General features: G+C 69.1%; 13 protein-coding genes. 7 read left to right on the top strand and 6 right to left on the bottom strand.

The annotated features are described in order from the left end of the window. Positions 1–19: 19 nt before the first annotated feature. Positions 20–736, bottom strand: a complete 717-nt coding sequence (locus ACSFA2_RS24105) for a response regulator transcription factor (RefSeq protein WP_435457902.1) — start codon at positions 734–736, stop codon at positions 20–22. 322 nt (positions 737–1,058) lie between these two features. On the opposite strand from ACSFA2_RS24105, the gene ACSFA2_RS24100 reads away from it, so the two are divergent. The 7 genes from ACSFA2_RS24100 (at position 1,059) to ACSFA2_RS24070 (ending at position 15,819) form a co-directional block, all read left to right on the top strand. Next, a complete protein-coding gene (locus tag ACSFA2_RS24100) occupies positions 1,059–1,406 on the top strand; it encodes a hypothetical protein (protein ID WP_435457857.1) in 348 nt (115 codons plus the stop codon). Beyond that, positions 1,406–1,711, top strand: a complete 306-nt coding sequence (locus ACSFA2_RS24095) for a hypothetical protein (RefSeq protein WP_435457856.1) — start codon at positions 1,406–1,408, stop codon at positions 1,709–1,711. The genes ACSFA2_RS24100 and ACSFA2_RS24095 overlap by 1 nt, the downstream gene beginning before the upstream one ends. A gap of 157 nt (positions 1,712–1,868) precedes the next feature. Next, positions 1,869–7,871 carry an SdrD B-like domain-containing protein gene (locus ACSFA2_RS24090; RefSeq protein WP_435457855.1) on the top strand — a complete coding sequence of 2,001 codons (6,003 nt, stop codon included), beginning with the start codon at positions 1,869–1,871 and terminating at the stop codon, positions 7,869–7,871. A 56-nt stretch (positions 7,872–7,927) separates the two neighbouring features. After that, positions 7,928–12,178: an OmpA family protein gene (locus ACSFA2_RS24085; protein WP_435457854.1), complete on the top strand. Its 4,251-nt coding sequence runs from the start codon at positions 7,928–7,930 to the stop codon at positions 12,176–12,178. Positions 12,179–12,303: 125 nt separating this feature from the next. Further along, on the top strand, positions 12,304–12,978 hold the full coding sequence (locus ACSFA2_RS24080) for a DsbA family oxidoreductase (RefSeq protein WP_435457853.1): 675 nt from the start codon (positions 12,304–12,306) through the stop codon (positions 12,976–12,978). Positions 12,979–13,060: 82 nt separating this feature from the next. Next, on the top strand, positions 13,061–14,581 hold the full coding sequence (locus ACSFA2_RS24075; protein WP_435457852.1) for a DUF1800 domain-containing protein: 1,521 nt from the start codon (positions 13,061–13,063) through the stop codon (positions 14,579–14,581). Positions 14,582–14,592: 11 nt separating this feature from the next. After that, positions 14,593–15,819 (top strand): DUF1501 domain-containing protein, encoded by a 1,227-nt coding sequence (locus ACSFA2_RS24070; protein WP_435457851.1) that lies wholly within the window; start codon positions 14,593–14,595, stop codon positions 15,817–15,819. Positions 15,820–15,849: 30 nt separating this feature from the next. On the opposite strand, the gene ACSFA2_RS24065 is transcribed toward ACSFA2_RS24070, so the two are convergent. The 5 genes from ACSFA2_RS24065 to ACSFA2_RS24045 are packed head-to-tail and all read right to left on the bottom strand — an operon-like array spanning position 15,850 to position 20,517. Next, entirely contained in the window at positions 15,850–17,046 is a 1,197-nt protein-coding gene (locus ACSFA2_RS24065; RefSeq protein WP_435457850.1) for a TPM domain-containing protein, read from the bottom strand. 29 nt (positions 17,047–17,075) lie between these two features. Next, complete coding sequence (locus tag ACSFA2_RS24060; RefSeq protein ID WP_435457901.1) at positions 17,076–17,786, bottom strand: ABC transporter ATP-binding protein; 711 nt, start codon at positions 17,784–17,786, stop codon at positions 17,076–17,078. Between the two features lie 8 nt (positions 17,787–17,794). Further along, positions 17,795–18,592 (bottom strand): ABC transporter ATP-binding protein, encoded by a 798-nt coding sequence (locus ACSFA2_RS24055; protein ID WP_435457849.1) that lies wholly within the window; start codon positions 18,590–18,592, stop codon positions 17,795–17,797. Between the two features lie 16 nt (positions 18,593–18,608). Continuing rightward, positions 18,609–19,598 carry a branched-chain amino acid ABC transporter permease gene (locus tag ACSFA2_RS24050; protein ID WP_435457848.1) on the bottom strand — a complete coding sequence of 330 codons (990 nt, stop codon included), beginning with the start codon at positions 19,596–19,598 and terminating at the stop codon, positions 18,609–18,611. Between the two features lie 4 nt (positions 19,599–19,602). Next, positions 19,603–20,517 carry a branched-chain amino acid ABC transporter permease gene (locus ACSFA2_RS24045; protein WP_286645381.1) on the bottom strand — a complete coding sequence of 305 codons (915 nt, stop codon included), beginning with the start codon at positions 20,515–20,517 and terminating at the stop codon, positions 19,603–19,605. Positions 20,518–20,521: the final 4 nt, after the last annotated feature.

The following is a 20,521-nucleotide window of genomic DNA, read 5'->3' as shown; positions in this document are numbered from 1 at the left end:
GCGATGGACGCCGGCACCATCAATCCAGGCCGCCGGGCATCGCCAGAACGGTCTCGAATCGATAGCCTTGCCCGTAGATGGAGGCGAGCCTGAACCCGCCCTCCGGACGCAGGCCGAGCACCTTGCGCACACGCGAGACGTGGGTGTCGAGCGACCGCGACATCAATTCCGTGCCGGGTGGGTTCGCGTTGCCCCAGATGGCCTCGAGCAGATGCTGGCGCGACAGCAGCCGCCCCGGGTTCTGGAAGAGGAAGAGGGCGAGATCGAATTCCTTCTGGGTCAGTGCGACGGGGGCGCCATCCACCTCGAGCCGGCGCACCGTCGGCAGAAAACGGTACCGCCCCCAGACTTGCTCATCGGGCGGCAGCTCGACGTAGGCACGGCGCAGCAGGGCGCGCACGCGCGCAACCAGTTCCCCCACGCGCACGGGCTTGACCATGTAGTCGTCGGCTCCGGCTGTCAGTCCCTCCACGATGTCGCGTTCCTGATGCCGGTTGGTCACGAAAAGGATCGGCACGCGGTCCTTCACGTTGGCACGTACCCATCGAACGATGTCGGGTCCATTGCCGTCGGGAAGATGCCAGTCGAGAACCAGCAGGTCGAACGACTCTCGCTGGAGCGCCCGTCGGAGGGCGGCACTTTCGGCATAGACATGACAGTCATGGCCGATCGATTCCAGGGTGCATTTCACAAGGTCAAGCTGGACGGTGTCGTCGTCAAGCGCGGCAACTCGCATTGTCTTCAAGGTCCTGGTGATGGTGACGAAGCCACAAAGGTCAACGCCTTCCGCAACAAAGTGTAGTGGCCCGTCGGACGCAAACGCGGCAATGAATGTCAATCATTGTCAAACGTCCGCCTGTTTCCCCTCAGTTCCCTTCCATGAGCACCGATCCCGCGTCATGCGGGTCGGACAGGTCAGCGCGTCCGAAACTCATGAATTGTTAATTCGATTGATTGCGGTTCGCACGCTCTCTACATTTGCGCCCGTCGACCGCAGGGAACCCGCCCTGTGGCGACGACCTGCTGCCGAATTTGACATCGCCGAAAGAATGACCGACTTGCATCCCACCCTGCGCGCGACCGACAGCGCACCGTCCGACCCACGACCTTTGGCCTTGCTCCAGCGCCTGGCGAGTGCGCGCCTGCCCGTCATGGTGGCGGAAGACGCCGAGATCGAACTCGTGCGGGTGCTCCAGTTGAGCGGATCGCTCAAGGCCTCCGTCCCCGAACCCCGGAGGACCTTGCACGGCCACCTGCAGGCGCCCGCCACGGTGACGGAAGTCACCCGCCTGGGCTTGCAGTTGCTTGGCAGTTTCGTGCGTTGCCGCAGCGCGTGGCGGCTGCGAACCACGCCGCACTTCCCGTTGTACCGGCGCGCCGCCGGTTGCGGCCAGATCGGCGAATGATGGACGTCTTCGACCCGCGATCGCACGTGCCTGCGCCTGCAGCGCCACTCGCACGTTCGACGATGGTGTTGCTGAGCCTCGCCTTGGCAAGCGATGGACTGGTGTCGTGGGCACGACGCCTCGGGCTGTCCGAACAGGCCTTGCGGACCGCCCGCAGCCGGGGGCGGCTTTCCCCCGCGATTGCGGGCGCGCTGGCGCTGGAACTCCAGCACGACCCAGGCCCCTGGATGGTCGTCGCGGCTCTGGAAACCGAACGCCAGAGCGCCTGCAAGGCCCGCATGCTGCAGCACTTCGGGCTCGGTTGAAGGCGTGTCGTTGTAGACAGGAAACATACATCCTGTAACGACAAATAACAATCAATAACATTCGCTCCGTTCCGCCCTGTTGTGTGGCCGGGCACGTTTCCAGAGGGTCGGAATGCTCCATCGTTTTTCTCAGCCGCTTCGGCGGTTCGGCCGCTGCATGGCCTTTTCATGGGTGATGGCCGCGGCAGGTGTCGCGCACGCGCAGCTGACGATCTCGTCCGTCACCGACAGCCCGGACCCCGTGGCGGCCGGGGGCACGGTGACCTACACCGTCGGCATCAGCGAACTCAACGGCACTCCGGTCAGCGGTGGCAGCTTCACGCTGGACGTTCCGGCCAACGGCGTCTACGTCGGGGTCGGCAGCTTGCCACCGGGCGTCAGCTGTACCGGCATGGCGCTCAACAGCGCCGGGCCGGGGGTGCTCAGCTGCAGTGGCATCACGCTGGCTGCCAACCAGATCGCACTCAGCGAGCTGCGCGTCAGGTCGACCCTCGCCGGATCGCTGACCGTCGTCGCGAATGTACCGGGCGGTACACAGTCGCAGCAGACGACGGTCAACCAGGGTGCAGACCTCGCCGCCACCGTCGGCGGGCCGGCCAGTGCGGCGGCGGGCAGTACCCAGACCTACAACCTGGTCGTCACCAACAACGGGCCGGATGCATCGCCCAGCTCGACGGCCACCTACACGCTGCCGCCAGGCTTCGGTGTCGCCGCGCCGCCGGCCGGGTGCACGGCGGCAGGCCAGACCCTGAGCTGCAGCGTCGGCAACCTGGCGCCGGGCGCCACGCGGACCTTTTCCGTCAGCGGCGTGGTGGGGGTGGGCAACGGCTCGACGCTCACCCACGCGGCGTCGGTCGTCGCCGGTGGCGGTGTCGGCGATGGCGTGGCGGACAACAACAGCGGCACCTTCAACACGGCGGTGACGCCCGGCAGTTCGCTGTCGGTCGCCAAGTCCAAGTCGGTGCCCGACCCGGTGCTGACGGGCGGGGACTTCAACTTCGTGCTGGACCCGCGCTTCAGCGGTGACTTTCCCGCCAGTCCGGCGCTGAACGATCCCCTGCCGGCGAACTTCTGCTTCGCTGGGCCGACGACCTTCTCCGCCGGCAACTGGAACTGCAGCACGGGCGGCAGCGTCTGTCCCGCGGCGGGCGGCACGCTGGCGTGCACCCGCGTGGGCACCGGCACCGCCGGCCTGAACCAGGCGCTGGGCATCGTGACGGTGCCGGTGCGCGCGATCGCCACCGGCACGGGCGTCAACAACACCGCGACGCTGTCCGCGTCGGCGGTCACGCCTGTCAACGGCAGCGTGGCCACCACCATCATCGACCCGGCTGCCGACCTGCGTGCCAACAAGCGCAAGAGCTGGCCGCAGGCGGCCATCCCGGTGAACCAGGCCTTCAGCTACACGCTGTCGACGACGAACCTCGGGCCGACCGCCTTCCCCGCGACGGGTGTGATCACCCTGACGGACACGATGCCCACCGGCCTGCAGGTGACGGGCGTGAGCGCCCCCGCGGGCTTCACCTGTACCGCCGCGCCTGCGGGGGCGTACCCGATCAACGGGCCGGTCGTGCTGACCTGCACGAGCGCGAACGTCGCGCTCGCCGTCAACGCCACCACGCCGGACATCACCGTCAACGCGGTGCCTACGGCCACCGGCGTGAGCCTCAACAACCGCCTGTGCGTGGCCAGCAGCGGCGGTCCGGTGGATCTCAACGCGAGCAACGACTGCGTCGACGTGGGCCTCACCTCGCAACCCCCTGGCCAGCAAGCCGACGTCTCCACGCTCAAGCGCGTGCTCGGGATCGGCGGCACGCCGGCCACGGCGCAGGTGGCGGGCAGCCCGATCACCTGGGAAATCGAAGTCGTCAATGCCGGCCCCGACATCGCCACCGACGTGGCGGTGACCGATGTCTTCAACAACGTCTTCAACGCCACGCCAGCGGACTACAGCCTGGCGTGGGTGCCGGGCGTGGCGACCGTGGGCAGTTGCGGTCTGGCGCCGAACCCGCCGGGCTCGTCGAACGTGTCGCTCAGTGCCTGCGCGATCACCTCGCTGCCGGTCTGCACGGCCGGTACCGACTGTCCGCGGCTGCAGGTCACGGTGCGCCACTTCGGCAACGGGACGGCCCTGTCCGACGACTTCACGCAAAGCAACAAGGTCTTCGCCTTGAGCGCCAACGTGGCGGATACGACGCTCCTGAACAACAACTCGAACAACGATGTGGCGACGGATGCGTACTTCAAGGCACGCGCCGACGTGGCCGTCACCAAGACGGACACGCCGGACCCGGTGCCGGCCGGCCAGAAGCTGACCTACGTCCTCACCGCCATGAACCCGGCGGCCACCAGTGCCAGTGCGGCGTTCAACGTGGTGGTCACCGACACCCTGCCCAGCGGCCTGGTCTTCCTGTCGGCCGTGCCGAGCACCGGTGGCAGCTGCGCGACGGCGCCGGCGATCGGCTCGGTCACCGGTGCCGGCAACAACACCCTGAGCTGCAGCTGGCCCCAGCTGCCCCGGAACGGCCAGCAGACCGTCACCGTCACGGTGCGGCCACTGGTGGCACTGAGCGCGGCCGCCGGTGGCGCGGGAACGATCACGAACACGGTGACGATCGCCACCGACACGCCGGAGATCGCGGGCGGCGCAGCCAACAACAGCGCCTCGCAGCCCACCGCCATCACGGCACCGAGCTACGACCTGCTGGTGAACAAGACGGACGACGTGGACCCGGTCGATGTCGGCGACGTCGTCACGTACACGCTGACCGCCACCAACAACGGCGCCTCGGCCGCGGAGAACGTGGTGCTGACCGACACGCTCCCCACGGGCACGGGTGCGCCGACCTTCGTCGAGGTCGTGACGCCGCTGCCCACCGGCGTGGTCTGCACGCCGGTGGGCGTGACCGTCGGCGTGGCGGGCGGCACGATCAACTGCACGATCCCGCTGCTGGGCGGCACCGGGCCGACCGCCACCGGCGAGCCCGCCAGCGCGGCGGTGCGCATCCGTTTGCGCGGCACCGCCAAGGGCAGCTTCGTGAACCAGGCGAAGGTTTCCTTCGCCAACAGCGCCTTCAACGTCGATGCCTTCGACCCGCAGGCCAACAACACGCAGGGCGAGCCCACGGCCTACCGGCTCAAGGCGGACGTGCAGGTGGTCGCCAAGCGCGCGGTGCAGGCGGGCACGGCCACGCCGGTGACGGCCGTGGCGATCGGGCAGGTGTTCGACTGGCTTGTGGACGTCCGCAACAACGGCCCGCACGCGGCGGAGACGACCACCTTCAGCGACACCTTGCCCACCAACATGCTGATCGCGGGCGCACCGGTGTTCGGCGTGACCGGCGGGGTCTTCACCCCGGCCGCGCCCGTCTGCACCGGCAGCGTCGGCGGCTCGAGCGTGAGCTGCGCCGTCACCAGCATGCCCTCGGGCGGCACGGCCGTGGTCCGCATCCCGGTGCAGATCGCCGCGGCCACCGGCACGGTCTACACCAACACGGCGAGCATCGTCACGACGGGGTCCAACGACACCGTGGGCGGCACCAGCCCGACGGCCGGCAACAACTTCAACAGCGGCAGCGTCACCCTGCAGACCTCGCCGGGTCTGAGCGGCCAGGTGTACGTGGATGGCAACAAGGACGGCACGCTTACCGCAGGCGAAGCACCCATCGCGGGCGTGACCGTGACGCTCACGGGCCAGAGCAGCTCGGGCACGCCGGTCAGCGTGACGACGGTCACCGGTGCGGACGGGCGCTACGAGTTCCTCGGGCTGCCGCCCTCGGACGCCGCCGGCTACACCATCGTCCAGACCCAGCCGCCGACCTATGTCGATGCGCAGGCCTCGGTCGGCCAGATCGACGGCGTCGTCAAAGGCACCGCCGCACCGAACCGCATCACGGCCATCGTGTACCCCGGCGGCGTGGCCGCCACCGGCGTCGGCTACAACTTCGGCGAGGTGGGCGGTTCGCTCGCGGGCCTGGTCTTCAACGACGTCAATCGCAACGGGGTGCAGGAGCAGGGCGACCTGCCGATCGCCGGCGTCACGCAGACCCTGAGCGGCCTCGACGCCAACGGCCAGGCCGTCAGCCGCACCGCGGTGACCGGTGCCGATGGACGCTACCGCTTTGCCGACCTGCCGCTGTCGGACGCGGCGGGCTACACCGTCACGCAGACGCAACCCACCGCCTACGACTCCGTGGGCGAACGGCCCGGCTCGGCCGGGGGCACGGTGCCGGCACCGAACCAGCTCAAGGTGGTGCTGACGGCCGCCAACCCGAACGCGACCGGCTACGACTTCTACGAGAAGACCAACCAGCCGGCATCGCTCACGGGCGTGGTGTGGCGCGACAGCAATCACGACCGCCTCCGCACGCCCGACGAGCCGGTGCTCGCCGGCTGGACGGCCGAGCTGCTGGGGTGCCCAAACGGTGCCGCCAGCTGCGCGCAGTCCGACCTGGTCGTGCTCAACAGCCGCCCGACCGCGGCCGACGGCAGCTACCGCTTCGACGAGCTCGTGCCCGGCAACTACCAGGTGCGCTTCCGTTCGCCGGGCGGGCAGGTGATCGGCGGCGTCTGGCCGACCGACCCGGTGCAGAACGCGGCGGGCGGCCCGAACCCGACCCTGCCGAACGCCGATTCGCGCGCCTTCATCCCGGTGACCATCGCCGCGCCCGGCGTCGCCGTGGTCAACCAGGACCTGCCGATCGACCCCACCGGCGTGGTCTACGACAGCCTCAGCGCGCAAGCGGTGCCGGGTGCCCGCGTGACGCTCGACGGCCCGCCCGGCTTCGATCCGGCGGTGCACCTGCTCGGCGGTGCCGGCTCGGTGACCACCGAAGCGGACGGCCTGTATTACTTCTTCCTGCTGCCCGGTGCGCCGGCCGGGGACTACAGCCTGTCGGTCACACCGCCCGGCGGGTATCAGCTGTCGCCGTCCTTCCCGCCGACGGCGGGCCCACTGAGCCTGCAGACCTGCGCATCGCCGGCCGGCCGTGTCGACCCGAACGGCACCGATCCCTGCGTGGTGACGCCGTCCGCCCAGCCGGTGGCGGGCGCCGCCAGCGTGACCTACTTCCTGCGCTTCAGCGTCCCGGGCAGCGGCGGCCAGCGGCTGGTCAACAACCACATCCCGCTGGACCGCGAAGGCACCGGCATGGCCATCGAGCTGCGCAAGACGACCTCGAAGCTCACGGCCAAGAAGGCAGAGCTGGTGCCCTACGTCATCACGGCCCGCAACACGCAGGCGCTGGTGGTGCGCAACGTGTCGCTGGTAGACACGCTGCCGCCGGGCTTCAAGTACGTCGAGGGCTCGCTCAAGGTGCAGACCCTGCCGGGCGGCACGCCGCAGCCGGCGCAGATCAGCCTGGTCGGCCGGCAGTTCACCGTGGCCAACCAGACCTTCGCGGCCAACGAGACCAAGCGGCTCACGATGGTGCTGGGTGTCGGCGTGGGTGTGGGGGAGGGCGAGTACGTGAACCAGGTGCTGGCCCGCCAGGGCGCCGCCGGGCCGGTCATCTCGAACATCGCGACCGCCGGCATTCGCGTGGTGCCGGATGCGCTCTTCGATTGCACCGACCTGATCGGCAAGGTCTACGACGACAAGAACGCCAATGGCTACCAGGACGATGGCGAGCCGGGCCTGGCGAACGTCCGCATCGCGACGGTCAACGGCCTGCTGGTCTCGACCGATGCACAGGGCCGCTACCACATCGAATGTGCGGCCATCCCGAAGGAGGGGACCGGCAGCAACCTGGTGCTCAAGCTCGACGAACGCACCTTGCCCTCGGGCTACCGCGTGACGACCGAGAACCCGGCGGACGAGCGCGCCACGCGCGGAAAGATCATCAAGATCAATTTCGGCGCCACGGTCCATCGTGTGGTGCGCCTGGAGATCGAAGGCAGCGCCTTCGACACCGGCGGCACCGTGCGCGCCGACCTGTCGCCGCGCCTGGACGAACTGATCGAGGCGCTGGCGCCGCGCCCCTCGATCCTGCGGGTCGCCTACCGGATGCGCGACGGGGAGAGCACCGATGCCGCGCAGCAGCACATCGCTGCGGTGAAGCAGGAGGTGCTCCGGCGCTGGGCTGCGCGAGGACGCGCACAGACGAAGGCCCTGTACCGGCTGGACGTGGAGGCGGAGCAGGTCGCGCCGGTGCGGCCATGAGCGCCGCCCACGCCCACCACCCCGCCTCTTCGATCACCTCCGAACCGCGTCAGACCATGTCCTCTTTCCGTTTCAAGACGGCGATGCGTCGCACCGCCGTGGCCAGCGCGAGCAGCGCGCTGTGTCTGTACCTCGGGGTCGGCTTCGCGCATGCGCAGGCCGATGCCACGACCCGCTCGCCCGTCGATCGCTGCGCCACGGCGGCGCGTGGCCGCATGGCCGATGACTGCGGGCCGGACCCGCGCGCCATCGAAGTCAATGGTGCGAATCCGATTCCTGCGTCGTCCGAACGCGAGCTGCCGAAGATGACCGTCGTGCTGGGCGACGAGCGCGCGCTGCGCCAGGAGACGCGCACCCTCGAGGCGACGGTGCAGGCCGACGCGTCGGCCCGCGCTGCGACGTCGACCGCGCGCTTCGCATCAGGCGGCGACCTGCTCAACGCGCAGGACCGGCGCGCACTCGACACGCTGGCTGCACAGTTGCAGGGCCGCCCGAAGCTGCGCTTCGAGATCGTCGGCCACACCGACGCGCAGCCGATCGGGCGCGCGCTCCAATCGCGCTTTCCCGACAACACGGCGCTGGGCCTGGCGCGCGCGCAGGCGGTGGCGCGCTATCTGGGCGATGCGCTGTCGCTGCCGGCCACCGCCTTCGATGCGCAGTCCCGCGGCCCGACCCGGCCGGTGACCGAACCGGCCGGCGACCCGGCGCACTGGCCGATGAACCGGCGCGTGGAGGTGGCGGTGTACTGGGAAGAGGCGCCGCCGCCCGTGGTCCATCGCTTCGACTCGGCGCTGCTGGTCGACCCGACCGAGTGCCAGGCGCTGACGCCGATCGCCCCGTGGCCGGCGGGCACGCCGATGCGCATCTCGATCGATGGCCAGCCGCAGGCCGGCGCCGCGCGCTCGAGCGCCGACCGGCAGCGCTGCGTGGACGTGAGCCTGGAACGCAACGACCTTCGCCTGCAGTACGACAACCTGTCGCAGCCACGCCGGCTCAGCGCCGCCGCCTGGCCCACCGTGGCGGTGCCGGGCGAGGTGATCCGTTTCGCGGGGTACAGCAACTACCTGTTGTTTCTGTCGAAGGCAGAACTGCAGATCTTCACGGCCAACGACGTCCATCAGGCGACGCCGCTGGCCACGGTGCCGCTCGACGCCGATCTGCGCGGCGAGTGGACCGTGCCCGCCGCCCTGATGCAGCGGCTGGCGCAGGCACCCGACACCAAGCTCTACTGGCGTCTGCGGGTGTACGGCAAGGATGGCCAGTTCGACGAGACGCAGGACTTCTCGCTGACGCTCGCGCCACGCCGCCGGCCGGTGGAGGGCGACAACGACGAGAAGAAGCAACTGGCCAAGGCGTACGGCGAAAGCAACCTGGCGGTGACGAACATTCCGCTGCACGCTGGCACCATCACGGCCAGCGGCCAGGGCATCCGGCCCGACGAAACGGTGCGCGCCCTGGGCTTCGCGGTCCCCGTCGACGAGAACGGCCGCTTCGTGTTCCAGCAGCTGGCGCCACGCCGCGCGCAGAGCGCCGAGATCGCGGTGGTCCAAGCCGATGGCCAGGCCCATGTGCTGCGCCGCGACCTCGAGTTGCCGAAGACGGATTGGTTCTTCGTGGGCCAGGCCGACCTCACGATCGGACGGGATCGCACGACCGGGCCCGCGCCGCTGGTCAGCAACGACCTGAACCGCTACAACAACGAGACCTGGAGCGAAGGGCGCCTGGCGTTCTACAGCAAGGGCCACCTGGACGATCGCTGGCAGTTGACGGCCAGCGTCGACACCGAGGAACGCGAGCTGGGCGACCTGTTCCGCAACCTCGACCGCAAGGACCCGTCGTCGCTGTTCCGACGCTTCGATCCGGTGGATTCGTGGCCCACGTTCGGCGACGACTCGACGAGCATCCAGGATGCGCCGACACAGGGCCGCATCTACCTGCGCGTGGACGACGGCCGCTCGCAAGCCATGTGGGGGAACTTCAAGCTGAGCTTCGGCGAGACCGAACTCACCCGGATCAACCGCGGCCTGTACGGCTTCCACGGGCTCTATCTCACCGACGATGCCACGGCCTTCGGCGAGGCGCGTTTCCGCGCGGACGTGTTTGCGGCCGAACCCGGCACCCTCGCCGCACGCGAAGAGTTCCGCGGAACGGGCGGTTCGCTCTACTACCTGCGCAACCAGGACATCATGCGCGGTGCCGAGCAGGTCTACGTCGAGATCCGCGATCGCGATTCCGGTTTCGTGCTCTCGCGCACGCAGCTGGTTCCGGTCACGGACTACGAGGTCGACTATCTGCAGGGCCGCGTCCTGCTGACCTCGCCGCTCTCGAGCATCGCGAGCGATTCCTCGCTGGTCCGCGCAGGCGGGCTCACCGGGCAGCATGCCTTCCTGGTGGTCAGCTACGAATACACGCCGTTGGCGAGCAACCTCGACACGCTCGCCACCGGCGCACGGCTGTCGTGGTGGGCGAACGATGCGTTGCGCCTGGGCGTGACCGGCAGCCGGCAGAAGCAGATCGGCATCACGCAAAGCCTCGGTGGCGCCGACCTGGTGCTGCGCAAGAGCGAGACCACCTTCCTCAAGGCCGAGGTCGCGCGCACCGACGGCACCGGCATCGGCCAGACCTCGTCACTGGACGGCGGCTACAGCTTCAATGCGGGCGCGCTGGCACCGGGCCAGGCGATCGATGCCAACGCCTACCGCCTCGAGGCGCAGAGCGACGTCAAGGAGATCGGCATCGACCGGGACGGTCGCGTCTCCGGCTACATGCAGCGCCGCGATGCCGGCTTTGCCGCGCCCGGCCAGCTCACCGCGAACGAGTCGACCCAGTTCGGCGTGGCGAGCGTGCTGTCGCTGAACGAGCGCACCGACGTGCGGCTCAAGCTGGACCGCAAGGACGAGGTGAACGGCTTCAACACCGACGTGGCCGAAGCCCAGCTGGGCTACCGGCTCACGCCGCAATGGAAGATCGGCACCAGCCTGCGTTACGACGACAAGGGCATGGACTCGGTCATCACCAGCCCCCTGCTGCCTGGCAGCATGCGTGTCGAAGGCGAGCGGACCGATGCGGCCGTGCAGCTGGATTACGACAGCCTCGATCGCTGGAGCGCCTACGGCTTCACGCAGAAGTCGCTGCGACGCACCGGCACGCGGCTGGAGAACGACCGCGTGGGTTTCGGCGGGCGCTATCGCTTCACCGACAAGCTCTCGGTGCTCGGCGAGCTCTCCGCCGGCGACGGCGGCGGGGCCGGCAAGGCCGGCCTCGACTACCAGTACGACGACCGCTCCAGCGTGTACGTGACCTACCTGCGCGACACCGGGCGCACCGACGAGAACACGCTGGGCCGTGGCGGCAGCCTGGTCAGCGGGGTGAAGTCGCGGCTGGCCGACAACCTGAGCATGTTCACCGAGCACCGGCAGTCCACCGGCGTCCAGCCGGGGCTGACGCACGCCTACGGCGTCCAGTACGCACCGGAGAGCCGCTGGACGCTGGGAGCCAGCTTCGAGAACGGCACCGTCGGCTCCGAGACCGTGGGCGAGATCCGCCGCGAAGCGGTGGCGCTGACAGCGGGCTTCTCGTCGGACCGGGTGAAGTACAGCGGCGGCGCGGAATACCGCAAGGACACGACGCTGAACGAATCGCGCAAGAGCTGGCTGCTGCGCAACTCGGTCACCTACAAGGTGAACGAGGACGGCCGCTGGGTCGGCAAGCTCAACTGGGCCGACAGCGACAGCACGGCCGGTTCACTGGCGGCCGCGAAGTACACCGAAGCCGTGTGGGGCTACGCCTATCGGCCGGTCTTCAATGACCGGTTGAACCTGTTGCTGAAGTACACCTACCTGTTCGACCTCTCCTCGCCGGGGCAGACCTCCTTCACCGATACCACCACGCAGCCGGTGTCGACCCTGGGCGTGGACTACCAGCAAAAGAGCAGCGTCGTCGCCCTCGATGCGACCTACGACCTCAGCGCACGCTGGACGGTGGGCGGCAAGTACGCCTGGCGCCGTGGCGAGCTTCGCGCCAGCCGCGACGATTCGGCGGAGTGGTTCAAGAGCTCGGCCCAGCTGGCGATCGCGCGGGTGGACTGGAAGGTGGTGCGCAACTGGAGCTGGATGGCGGAGTTGCGGTCGCTCAAGGCGAAGGAACTCGGCGACCGGAAGACCGGCTGGCTCACCGCCGGCTACTACCACGTCAACGAGAACTTCAAGGTCGGCGTCGGCTACAACTTCACCGACTACTCGGACAACCTGACGGACCTGAGCTATCGCAGCCGCGGCTTCTTCGTGAATGCGCTCGGGAAATTCTGATCGGTCGTGTGCGGGGATGGCCTGCGGCCAGTGGGGGATCCCCCGGCACGCCATCCCCGTGCCGGCGGACTGGGCATCATCAGGGGCCGATTCCGCATCCGGCGAACCCGGAGAAAATCCCGCCCATGACCGCTCATCTCAAGATCGATTTCGTCTCCGACGTCTCCTGCCCCTGGTGCGCCATCGGGCTGACGGCGCTGGAATCCGCGCTGGCGCGCGTGGTGCCGGACGTCACGGCCGAGCTGCACTTCCAGCCTTTCGAACTCAATCCGCAGATGGCGCCCGAGGGCGAGGACACCATCGAGCACCTGACGCGCAAGTACGGCATCTCGGCTGAGCAGGCGCGCACCAACGCCGAGGCGATCCGACAGCGCGGTGCAGCGGTCGGCTTCACCTTCGGGCTGGACAAGCGCAAGCGCATCTGGAACACCTTCGACGCGCACAGGCTGCTGCATTGGGCTGAAGGGGAAGGCGAGGCCCGGCAGAAGGCGCTGAAGAAGCGACTGCTGCAGGCCTACTTCACCGACGGCGAGAACCCGTCGGACCACGACGTGCTGCTGCGTGCCGTGGCCGACGCCGGGCTCGACACCACGCGTGCCCGCGCCATCCTCGAGAGCGACGAGTACGCCGACGAGACGCGGCAGCGCGAGCGCATGTACACCGAGGCCGGCATCCATTCGGTGCCGGCGGTCATCATCAACGACCAGCACCTCATCTCGGGCGGGCAACCGGTCGAGGTCTTCGAGCGCGCCTTGCGGCAGATCGCCGGCGCCGCCGCGCCGCAGACGCAGACCGCCTGACCGGCGACGCCTTGTCACCCGTCTTCACGCGGCGTTGACACGGGCCTGTCAACCTGCGCGTTTCGCGAAAGGTTGAACAGGCATGTCGTTCCTCCGATCTCCCGCGCCGCGCACCACGGCGCCGGCGTGGCGCCTCCTCGCTGCCTCGGCTGTCGTCTTGCTCGCGGCCTGCAGCAGCGTGCCGACGCCGAAGCTTGCCGTGGCGCCGGCCGATGCAGCCGCGCAGCGCCAGTGGCTCGACCGCGTGAGCTGGGGCGCGAACGCCGACGACACGCGGCAGGTGGCGTCGGTCGGCGTGCCGCGATGGCTCAGCGCGCAACTGCACCCGGGGCCGGCCCCGCTGCCGGCGGCCGCGCAGGCGCAGATCGATGCGATGCGCATCAGCCGCACGCCGCTCGAGCGGCTCACCGGCGAACTGGAAGACCAGCGCAAGGCGGCCGACGCACTGGCCGACGACGACGCGAAGAAGGCCGCGCGCCAGGCCTATCAGCAGGCGTTGAATCAGCTGGCGCGCGAGGCGCAGCAGCGTTTCCTGTTGCGTGCGCTGTACTCGCCCAACCAGCTGCAGGAGCAGATGACCTGGTTCTGGATGAACCATTTCAACGTGAGCACCCGCAAGGCCAACCTGCGCGCGCTGGTCGGCGACTACGAAGAGACCGCCGTCCGCCCGCACGCGCTGGGGCGCTTTCGAGACCTGCTGGGCGCCACGCTGCACCACCCCGCGATGCTGCGCTACCTCGACAACACGCAGAACGCGGCCAGGCGCATCAACGAGAACTACGCGCGCGAGCTGATGGAGCTGCACACGCTGGGCGTCGGCTCGGGCTATTCGCAGGGCGATGTGCAGGAACTCGCCCGGGTGCTGACCGGCGTCGGCGTGTCGCCGCGCGACGGGCGCTTCGAATTCAACCCGGCCCGGCACGACATGGGCGCGAAGACGCTGCTGGGCGCGCCGATCACGCAGCGCGGCCTGGCCGAGGTGGACGAGGCGCTCGATCGCCTGGCAGGTGCACCCGCCACCGCGCGCTTCATCTCGAACAAGCTGGCCGTGTATTTCGTCGCCGACGTGCCGCCGCCCGCGCTGGTCGAGCGCATGAGCGCCACCTTTCGGCGCAGCGACGGTGACATCGCCGCGGTGCTCACGACGATGTTCGAGTCGCCCGAGTTCGCCGCCTCGCTGGGGCAGAAGTTCCGCGACCCGGTGCACTACGTGGTCGGCAGCGTGCGGCTGGCTTATGGCGGGCGCGTGGTAGCCAGCGTCGACCCGATGATCGGCTGGATCAACCGCATGGGCGAGACGCTCTATGCGCACGAGACGCCCGATGGCTACCCGCTCACGCAGGACGCCTGGGCCAGCGCCGGCCAGATGACGACGCGCTTCGAGATCGCGCGCGCCCTGGGCGCCAATGGCGCGGTGCTGTTCCGCAGCGACAACCAGGCGCCGCTGGAGAAGCCGCCGTTCCCGCCGCTGGCCGAATCCGCGCCGGTGCGTGATGGCCTGCCGACCCTGAGCAGCGCAACGCGCCAGGCGCTGGCGCAGGCCGCGACGCCGCAGGACTGGAACACCTTCTACCTCGCGTCCCCCGAGAACAACCACCGTTGAAAGGACCTGCCATGCAACGCCGTGACCTTCTGAAGATGCTCGCCGTCGCCGCCCCGCTGGCCGGCGGCACGGGGCGCCTGATGGCCGCGCCCGCTGCAGACGGCGCCAAGCTGCTCGTGGTGTTCCTGCGGGGGGCCTACGACTGCGCGAACCTGCTGGTGCCGATCTCCGGTGCGGCCAGCGACTTCTACCGCAGCGCGCGCCCCGGCATCGCGGTGCCGATGCCCGGCGAGGCCAACGGCGCGCTGCCGCTCGATGGCGACTGGGGCCTGCACCCGGCGCTCGCGGGCAGCATGCTGCCGCTGTTCCAGAAGAAGCAGGCGGCGTTCATTCCTTTCGCCGGCACCAACGACCTGACTCGCAGCCACTTCGAGACGCAGGATTCGATCGAACTCGGCCAGGCGCTCGACGGCGGGCGCGACTACCGCTCGGGCTTCCTCAACCGCCTGGCCGGCGTGCTGGGCGGTGGGCCGCTCACGGCCGTGGCGCCCATCGCCTTCACCGACCAGCTGCCGCTCGTGCTGCGCGGCGACGCCAACGTCGCCAACATGGCGCTGGGCAACGTCGGCCGTCAGGCGATCGACGCCCGGCAGAGCCAGGTGATCGCGGCGATGTACCGCGACACCGCGCTGGCCCAGCCTGTGGCCGAAGGCTTCGCGGTGCGCGACGAGGTGCTGCGATCGGTGAAGGCCGAAATGGACGCGGCCAGCCGCAACGCGATGACGGCCAAGGGCTTCGAGTTGGTCGCGCGCCGCATGGCCCGGTTGATGAAAGACCGCTTCGACCTCGGCTTCGTCGACGTCGGTGGCTGGGACACGCACGTGGGGCAGGGCGCAGCCACCGGCTACCTCGCCACCCGTTTCGAGGAACTGGGCCGCGGCGTGGCCAGCTTCGCCGAGGAGATGGGCCAGGCGCCCTGGCGCGACACGGTGGTGGTCGTCATCAGCGAGTTCGGCCGCACCTTTCGCGAAAACGGCAACAAGGGCACCGACCATGGCCACGGCACGGTGTACTGGGTGCTCGGCGGCGGACTGACGGCGCAGGCCGGTGGCCGCTTGGTGGGCGAGCAGGTCGCGTTGACGCAGCCCGGTGCGCTGTTCCAGAACCGCGACCACCCGGTGCTCAACGAGTACCGGGCGGTCTTTGGCGGACTGTTCGCCCGGATGTACGGGCTGTCGCCGGCGCAGCTGGACCACGTCTTCGACGGCGTTGCGCCCAAGGACCTAGCGTTGGTCTGACGCCGGTGCGCGAGTGTCTTTGCGACGGATCTACCAGCTGCCCGACGCACCGCCACCGCTGCTCGACCCACCACCGCCCGAAGAACTGCTGCTGCTGCTGCTGGACGACGAGCTGCTGCTCGATGAACTGCTCGACGAGTCATCGTCGTCGTCGTCATCGTTGCTGCTGCCCCCACCATTGCCACCCAGCGAGCCGGCGAACACGAACAGCATCGACATCATCCCCGCGATGGCGACCGGGATCCACTCGCCGTCGTTGGCGTAAGCGACATAGCCCGTGATGCTGAGCACGATCAGCCACTGCACCGTGAAGCCGGTCCGGCTTCTGCGATAGGCCGCGCGCATGCCGAAGCCGGTGATGCCCAGGATCAACGAGCCGAAGACTGCCGCGAAGCAACCGCCAATCACCACCAGGAACGCGCTTTCCCCGTTGCCAACGAGGCGCGACACGCCCCAGATCGCCGCGGCGATGACCGCCAAGCCGGCCGTCACGAAGCGCATGACGCGCCAGCGGTAGCTGCTGCCGCCGAGCAGTGCGGCCAATGCGGCCAGGAAGACCCAACCGAACGGGGTCACGTGCCGCTCGCGTGGCGCATCGTGCGTCGGTGTTTCGAGGGAGATGACAGGCGATTCGTCACCGACCTCGGTTTCACCCACCACCGTGCTGCCGCCCAGCCGGTCGATCAGCACATCGATCGCCGCGTCGATGCCGCCGTAGACATCCGATTGCCGGAAGCGCGGCGCCATCTGCTGGTCGATGATCTGGCTGGCCACCAAGTCGGGCACGCGGCCCTCGAGGCCCTGGCCCACTTCGATGCGCATGCGCCGGTCTTTCAGCGCCACCAGGATCAAGAGGCCGTCGTCGTTCGTCGCGCTGCCCAGCCGCCACTGGGCGAACACCCGCGTGGCATAGGCTTCGATGTCCTCGGGACCCGTGGTCGGCACGACCAGCACCGCGAGCTGCGGACCCAGGCGGGCCTGGAGGTCGTCGAGCTTCTCGCGCAGTGCCGCCTGCTGCGCCGGTGTCAGGGCGCCGGTGGTGTCGGTCACCAGGGAGTGCCTCTCGGGCACGGCGATCAGCGGGCTCGGCACGGGCGCGGGGGCTGCGGGTTTCGGGGGTGCTGCGGCAGCGGTCGGGCCGATGCAGACCCACAGGTACAGGCACAGCCACCACGCCAAGGCCCGGAAACGAATGGCCGGCGCTTGCCGGTGTCGAGGGAAATGCATGCGCCGATGCTACCGGCGCGCGCCGGCCGTCAGCTGGCGTGCCCGCCCAGGTAGGCCGCGCTCACCCGCGGGTCCTTCGCCATGCTGGCCGCGTCGCCTTCAAGCACGATGCGGCCGCTGTCCATCACGTAAGCGGTGTCGGCCACGCGCAATGCGGCACGCGCGTTCTGCTCGACCAGCAGCACGGCCGTGCCTTCGGCACGGATGTCGCGCACCAGCTCGAACACCTGTCGCACGACGATCGGCGCCAGGCCCATCGACGGCTCATCCATCAGCAGCAGGCGCGGCCGGCTCATCAGCGCGCGGGCGATGCACAGCATCTGCTGCTCGCCGCCGGACATCGAGCCGGCCTTCTGCGTGAGGCGTTCCTTCAGACGCGGGAAGCGCGTGAGCATGCGGTCGAGGTCCTGCGCGAACTCGGTGGCCGGGCGCTTGCCGGCACCGAGCTTGAGGTTCTCCAGCACCGTCATCGCCGAGAAGATCTGCCGGCCTTCCGGCGCCTGCGCCAGCCCGCCCGCGACGATCTCGTGCGGCGGGCGGTTCGTGATGTCGCGGCCTTCGAAGCTGACCTGGCCCGATGTGGTCTTGTACACGCCCGACAGCGCGCGCATCAGCGTGGTCTTGCCCACGCCATTGCTGCCGAGCACGCTGACGATGCCGCGCTGCGGTACCTCGATCGACACGTCGTGCAGGATGGTCTGTTGTCCGATCCGGACGCCGAGGTGGCTGACGCGCAGCAGTGGCTCGTTCATGCGGGTTCTCCCAAGGCAAGGGCGGCGGGCTCGTCGTCCTCGAGGTCGGTGCCGAGGTAGGCGTCGAGCACCTTCGGGTCCTGCGAGACGGCGGCGGGCGTGCCGTCGGCGATCTTCTGGCCCGAGGCCATCACCATCACGCGTTCGCAGAGGTTCATGACGAAGCCCATGTCGTGCTCGACCAGCAGGATCGTCATGCCTTCGTCCGACAGCGCGCGCACGAAGCGCGAGAGCTCGGCGGTCTCGGTGTCGTTGAGGCCGGCCGCGGGCTCGTCGAGGATCAGCAGCGTCGGTTGTAGCGCGAGGGCGCGGGCGATCTCGAGGTACTTGCGCTTGCCGTAGGACAGGTTGGCCGCGAGCTCGCCGGCCAGGGATTCGAGGCCGGTGCGTTCCAGCGCCTGCATCGTGAGGTCGCTGATGCGGCCCGAGATGGCGCGCCGCCCGAACAGGCTGTTCCACGGGCTGTGGCCCACGTGGCCCAGCGCGCCGATCGACACGTTGTCGAACACCGTCACGTTCGGCAGGATGCGCAGGTTCTGGAAAGTCCGGGCGATGCCAAGGCGCGCCACCTCGTGCGGCTTGAGCGCGGAGATCGATCTCCCTTTGAAGCGCACATCGCCGGAGGACAGCTGGGTGTAGCTGGTGATCAGGTCGAACAGCGTGGTCTTGCCCGCGCCGTTGGGGCCGATCAGGCCGACACGCTCGCCCTGGGCGATGTGGCCGCTGAACTCGCCGACGGCCGTGAGACCGCCGTAGTGGCGCGAGACGTTGTCGATGTCGAGAAGATGGGTCATGGCGTGTCGTCCCCGGTCAGCGCCAGCCCAGCGTGCCGGATGGGCGCCAGGCCGCGCCGAAGCGCTTGCGCACCAACTCGATGGCCGACACCTCGCCGAACAGGCCCTTGGGCCGGAACATGATCGACAGGAACATCACCAGGCCGACCACGATCATGCGGAAATCGCCGATGGGGCGCATCAGCTCCGGCAGGCCGATCAGCAGGGCCGCGCCGATGATGGCGCCCGGCAGGCTGCCCAGGCCGCCGACCACGATCATCGAGAGGATCAGGATCGACTCCGAGAAGCGGAAGTCGGCCGGCGACACGTAGCCGGTGCTGTGCGCCCACAGCGCACCCGCTACGCCCGCGAAGAAGCAGGAGAAGCCGAAGACCTGGATCTTCAGGCGCACCACGTTCAGGCCCATGGCCTCGGCGCACTGGTCGTCCTCGCGCACCGCACGCAGTGCGTTGCCGAAGTACGAGTGCGACAGCCGGTGCACCACGGCCACGGTGACCGCCAGGCACAGGGCGGTGACCAGGTAGGCCGCCATGTCGCTGTGGGCCGGCAGACCCGGCAGGCCGAGCGACGGAATGCCCGTGATGCCCATCGGCCCGCGGGTGAAGCCGACCCAGTTGAGCAGCGTGACGTGGATGATCTCGCCCACGCCCAGCGTGGCCACCGCGAAATAGATGCCGACCAGCCGCATCGTCGGCAGCGCCAGCAGGACGCCCGCGCAGGCGGTGACGATGCCGGCCACCGGAATCGTCAACCACACGGGCCAGTGCAAGGCGGTGCCGAGCAGCGCGGCCGCATAGGCGCCGATGCCGTAGAACGCCGCATGCCCCAGCGACAGCAGCCCGGTGGTGCCGGTGATGAGGTTGGCGCTGAGCGTGAGGATCGAGAACACGCAGATGGTGGTCGCGATGCGGAAGACGTAGCCGCCGCCGGCCGCGAGGCCGATGGCCGGCACCACCAGCAGCAGCACCGCGAGCAGCGCGAAGGTGAGAGTCTTGGGTGATTTCATGTCATCAGGCGCGTTCGCGTCCGCCGCCGAACAGGCCGGTCGGGAAGAAGACGAGCGTGATCAGGAGGAACAGGTAGGCGACCATGTCGCCCCAGCCCTGCGCGACGAAGGTGGTGGTCAGCGCCTCGGCCATGCCCAGGATCAGCGCGCACACGACCGCACCGCCGATCGAGCTGAGCCCGCCCATGACCATCGCGACGAAGGCCTTCACGCCCGGTGTGAAGCCCATCGACGGAAAGATCGAGCCCTGGTACAGGCCCACGACCAGGCCTGCCACCGCACCCATCATCGAGCCGATGACGAAGGTCGCGACGATGGTGCGCTCGGTGTTGAGGCCGACATACATCGCGCCCATCGGGTTGTTCGCCACCGCGCGGATCGACAGGCCGATGCGCGTGCGGAACAGCAGAAAGTACAGGCCCGCGAGCATCACGATCGACAGCCCGAAGATCACGAACTGGCCGCTGGAGAACGAGATGGGGCCGATCTCGATCGGCGTCATCAGCAGGTAGTCCTGCGGAATGGTCTGCATGCTGGCGCCGAAGAACTTCTCGACCAGCTCGCGGATGACGATCGACAGCGCGAGCGACGACAGCAGCGTCGCCTCGCGGATGGCCTTCGACTTGAGCGAGGCCTCGTCGCGGAAGCGACGGAAGGGCCGGAAGGCGATGCGTTCCAGGCTGAAGCCCAGCGCAGCGCCCACCGCCAGCACGAACAGCAGCACCGCGAACAGCGGCGGCGCCGTGCTGGTGATGAACAGCAGGCCGGCGTAAGCGCCCAGCATGTAGATCTCGCCATGCGCGAAGTTCACGACATTGAGCACACCGAAGATCAGCGTGAAGCCGATCGCCATCAGCGCATAGACCAGGCCAAGGCTCAGGCCGTTGGCGAGCTGCTGGACCAGGAAGGCATCGAACATGAGG

Source organism: Variovorax cryoconiti (genome assembly GCF_051216395.1).
GTDB lineage: Bacteria > Pseudomonadota > Gammaproteobacteria > Burkholderiales > Burkholderiaceae_C > Variovorax.
Note: the sequence above shows the minus strand (reverse complement) of the source record. Positions and strands in the feature narration are given on the sequence as shown.

Bases quoted from the DNA above. Each gene is read 5' to 3' on its own strand.
- ACSFA2_RS24105 (WP_435457902.1), bottom strand. From the start codon at position 736: ATGCGAGTTGCCGCGCTTGACGACGACACCGTCCAGCTTGACCTTGTG.
- ACSFA2_RS24075 (WP_435457852.1), top strand. From the start codon at position 13,061: ATGTCGTTCCTCCGATCTCCCGCGCCGCGCACCACGGCGCCGGCGTGG.
- ACSFA2_RS24050 (WP_435457848.1), bottom strand. From the start codon at position 19,598: ATGAAATCACCCAAGACTCTCACCTTCGCGCTGCTCGCGGTGCTGCTG.
- ACSFA2_RS24045 (WP_286645381.1), bottom strand. From the start codon at position 20,517: ATGTTCGATGCCTTCCTGGTCCAGCAGCTCGCCAACGGCCTGAGCCTT.
- ACSFA2_RS24090 (WP_435457855.1), top strand. From the start codon at position 1,869: ATGGCCTTTTCATGGGTGATGGCCGCGGCAGGTGTCGCGCACGCGCAG.
- ACSFA2_RS24065 (WP_435457850.1), bottom strand. From the start codon at position 17,046: ATGCATTTCCCTCGACACCGGCAAGCGCCGGCCATTCGTTTCCGGGCC.
- ACSFA2_RS24095 (WP_435457856.1), top strand. From the start codon at position 1,406: ATGGACGTCTTCGACCCGCGATCGCACGTGCCTGCGCCTGCAGCGCCA.
- ACSFA2_RS24070 (WP_435457851.1), top strand. From the start codon at position 14,593: ATGCAACGCCGTGACCTTCTGAAGATGCTCGCCGTCGCCGCCCCGCTG.
- ACSFA2_RS24055 (WP_435457849.1), bottom strand. From the start codon at position 18,592: ATGACCCATCTTCTCGACATCGACAACGTCTCGCGCCACTACGGCGGT.
- ACSFA2_RS24085 (WP_435457854.1), top strand. From the start codon at position 7,928: ATGTCCTCTTTCCGTTTCAAGACGGCGATGCGTCGCACCGCCGTGGCC.
- ACSFA2_RS24080 (WP_435457853.1), top strand. From the start codon at position 12,304: ATGACCGCTCATCTCAAGATCGATTTCGTCTCCGACGTCTCCTGCCCC.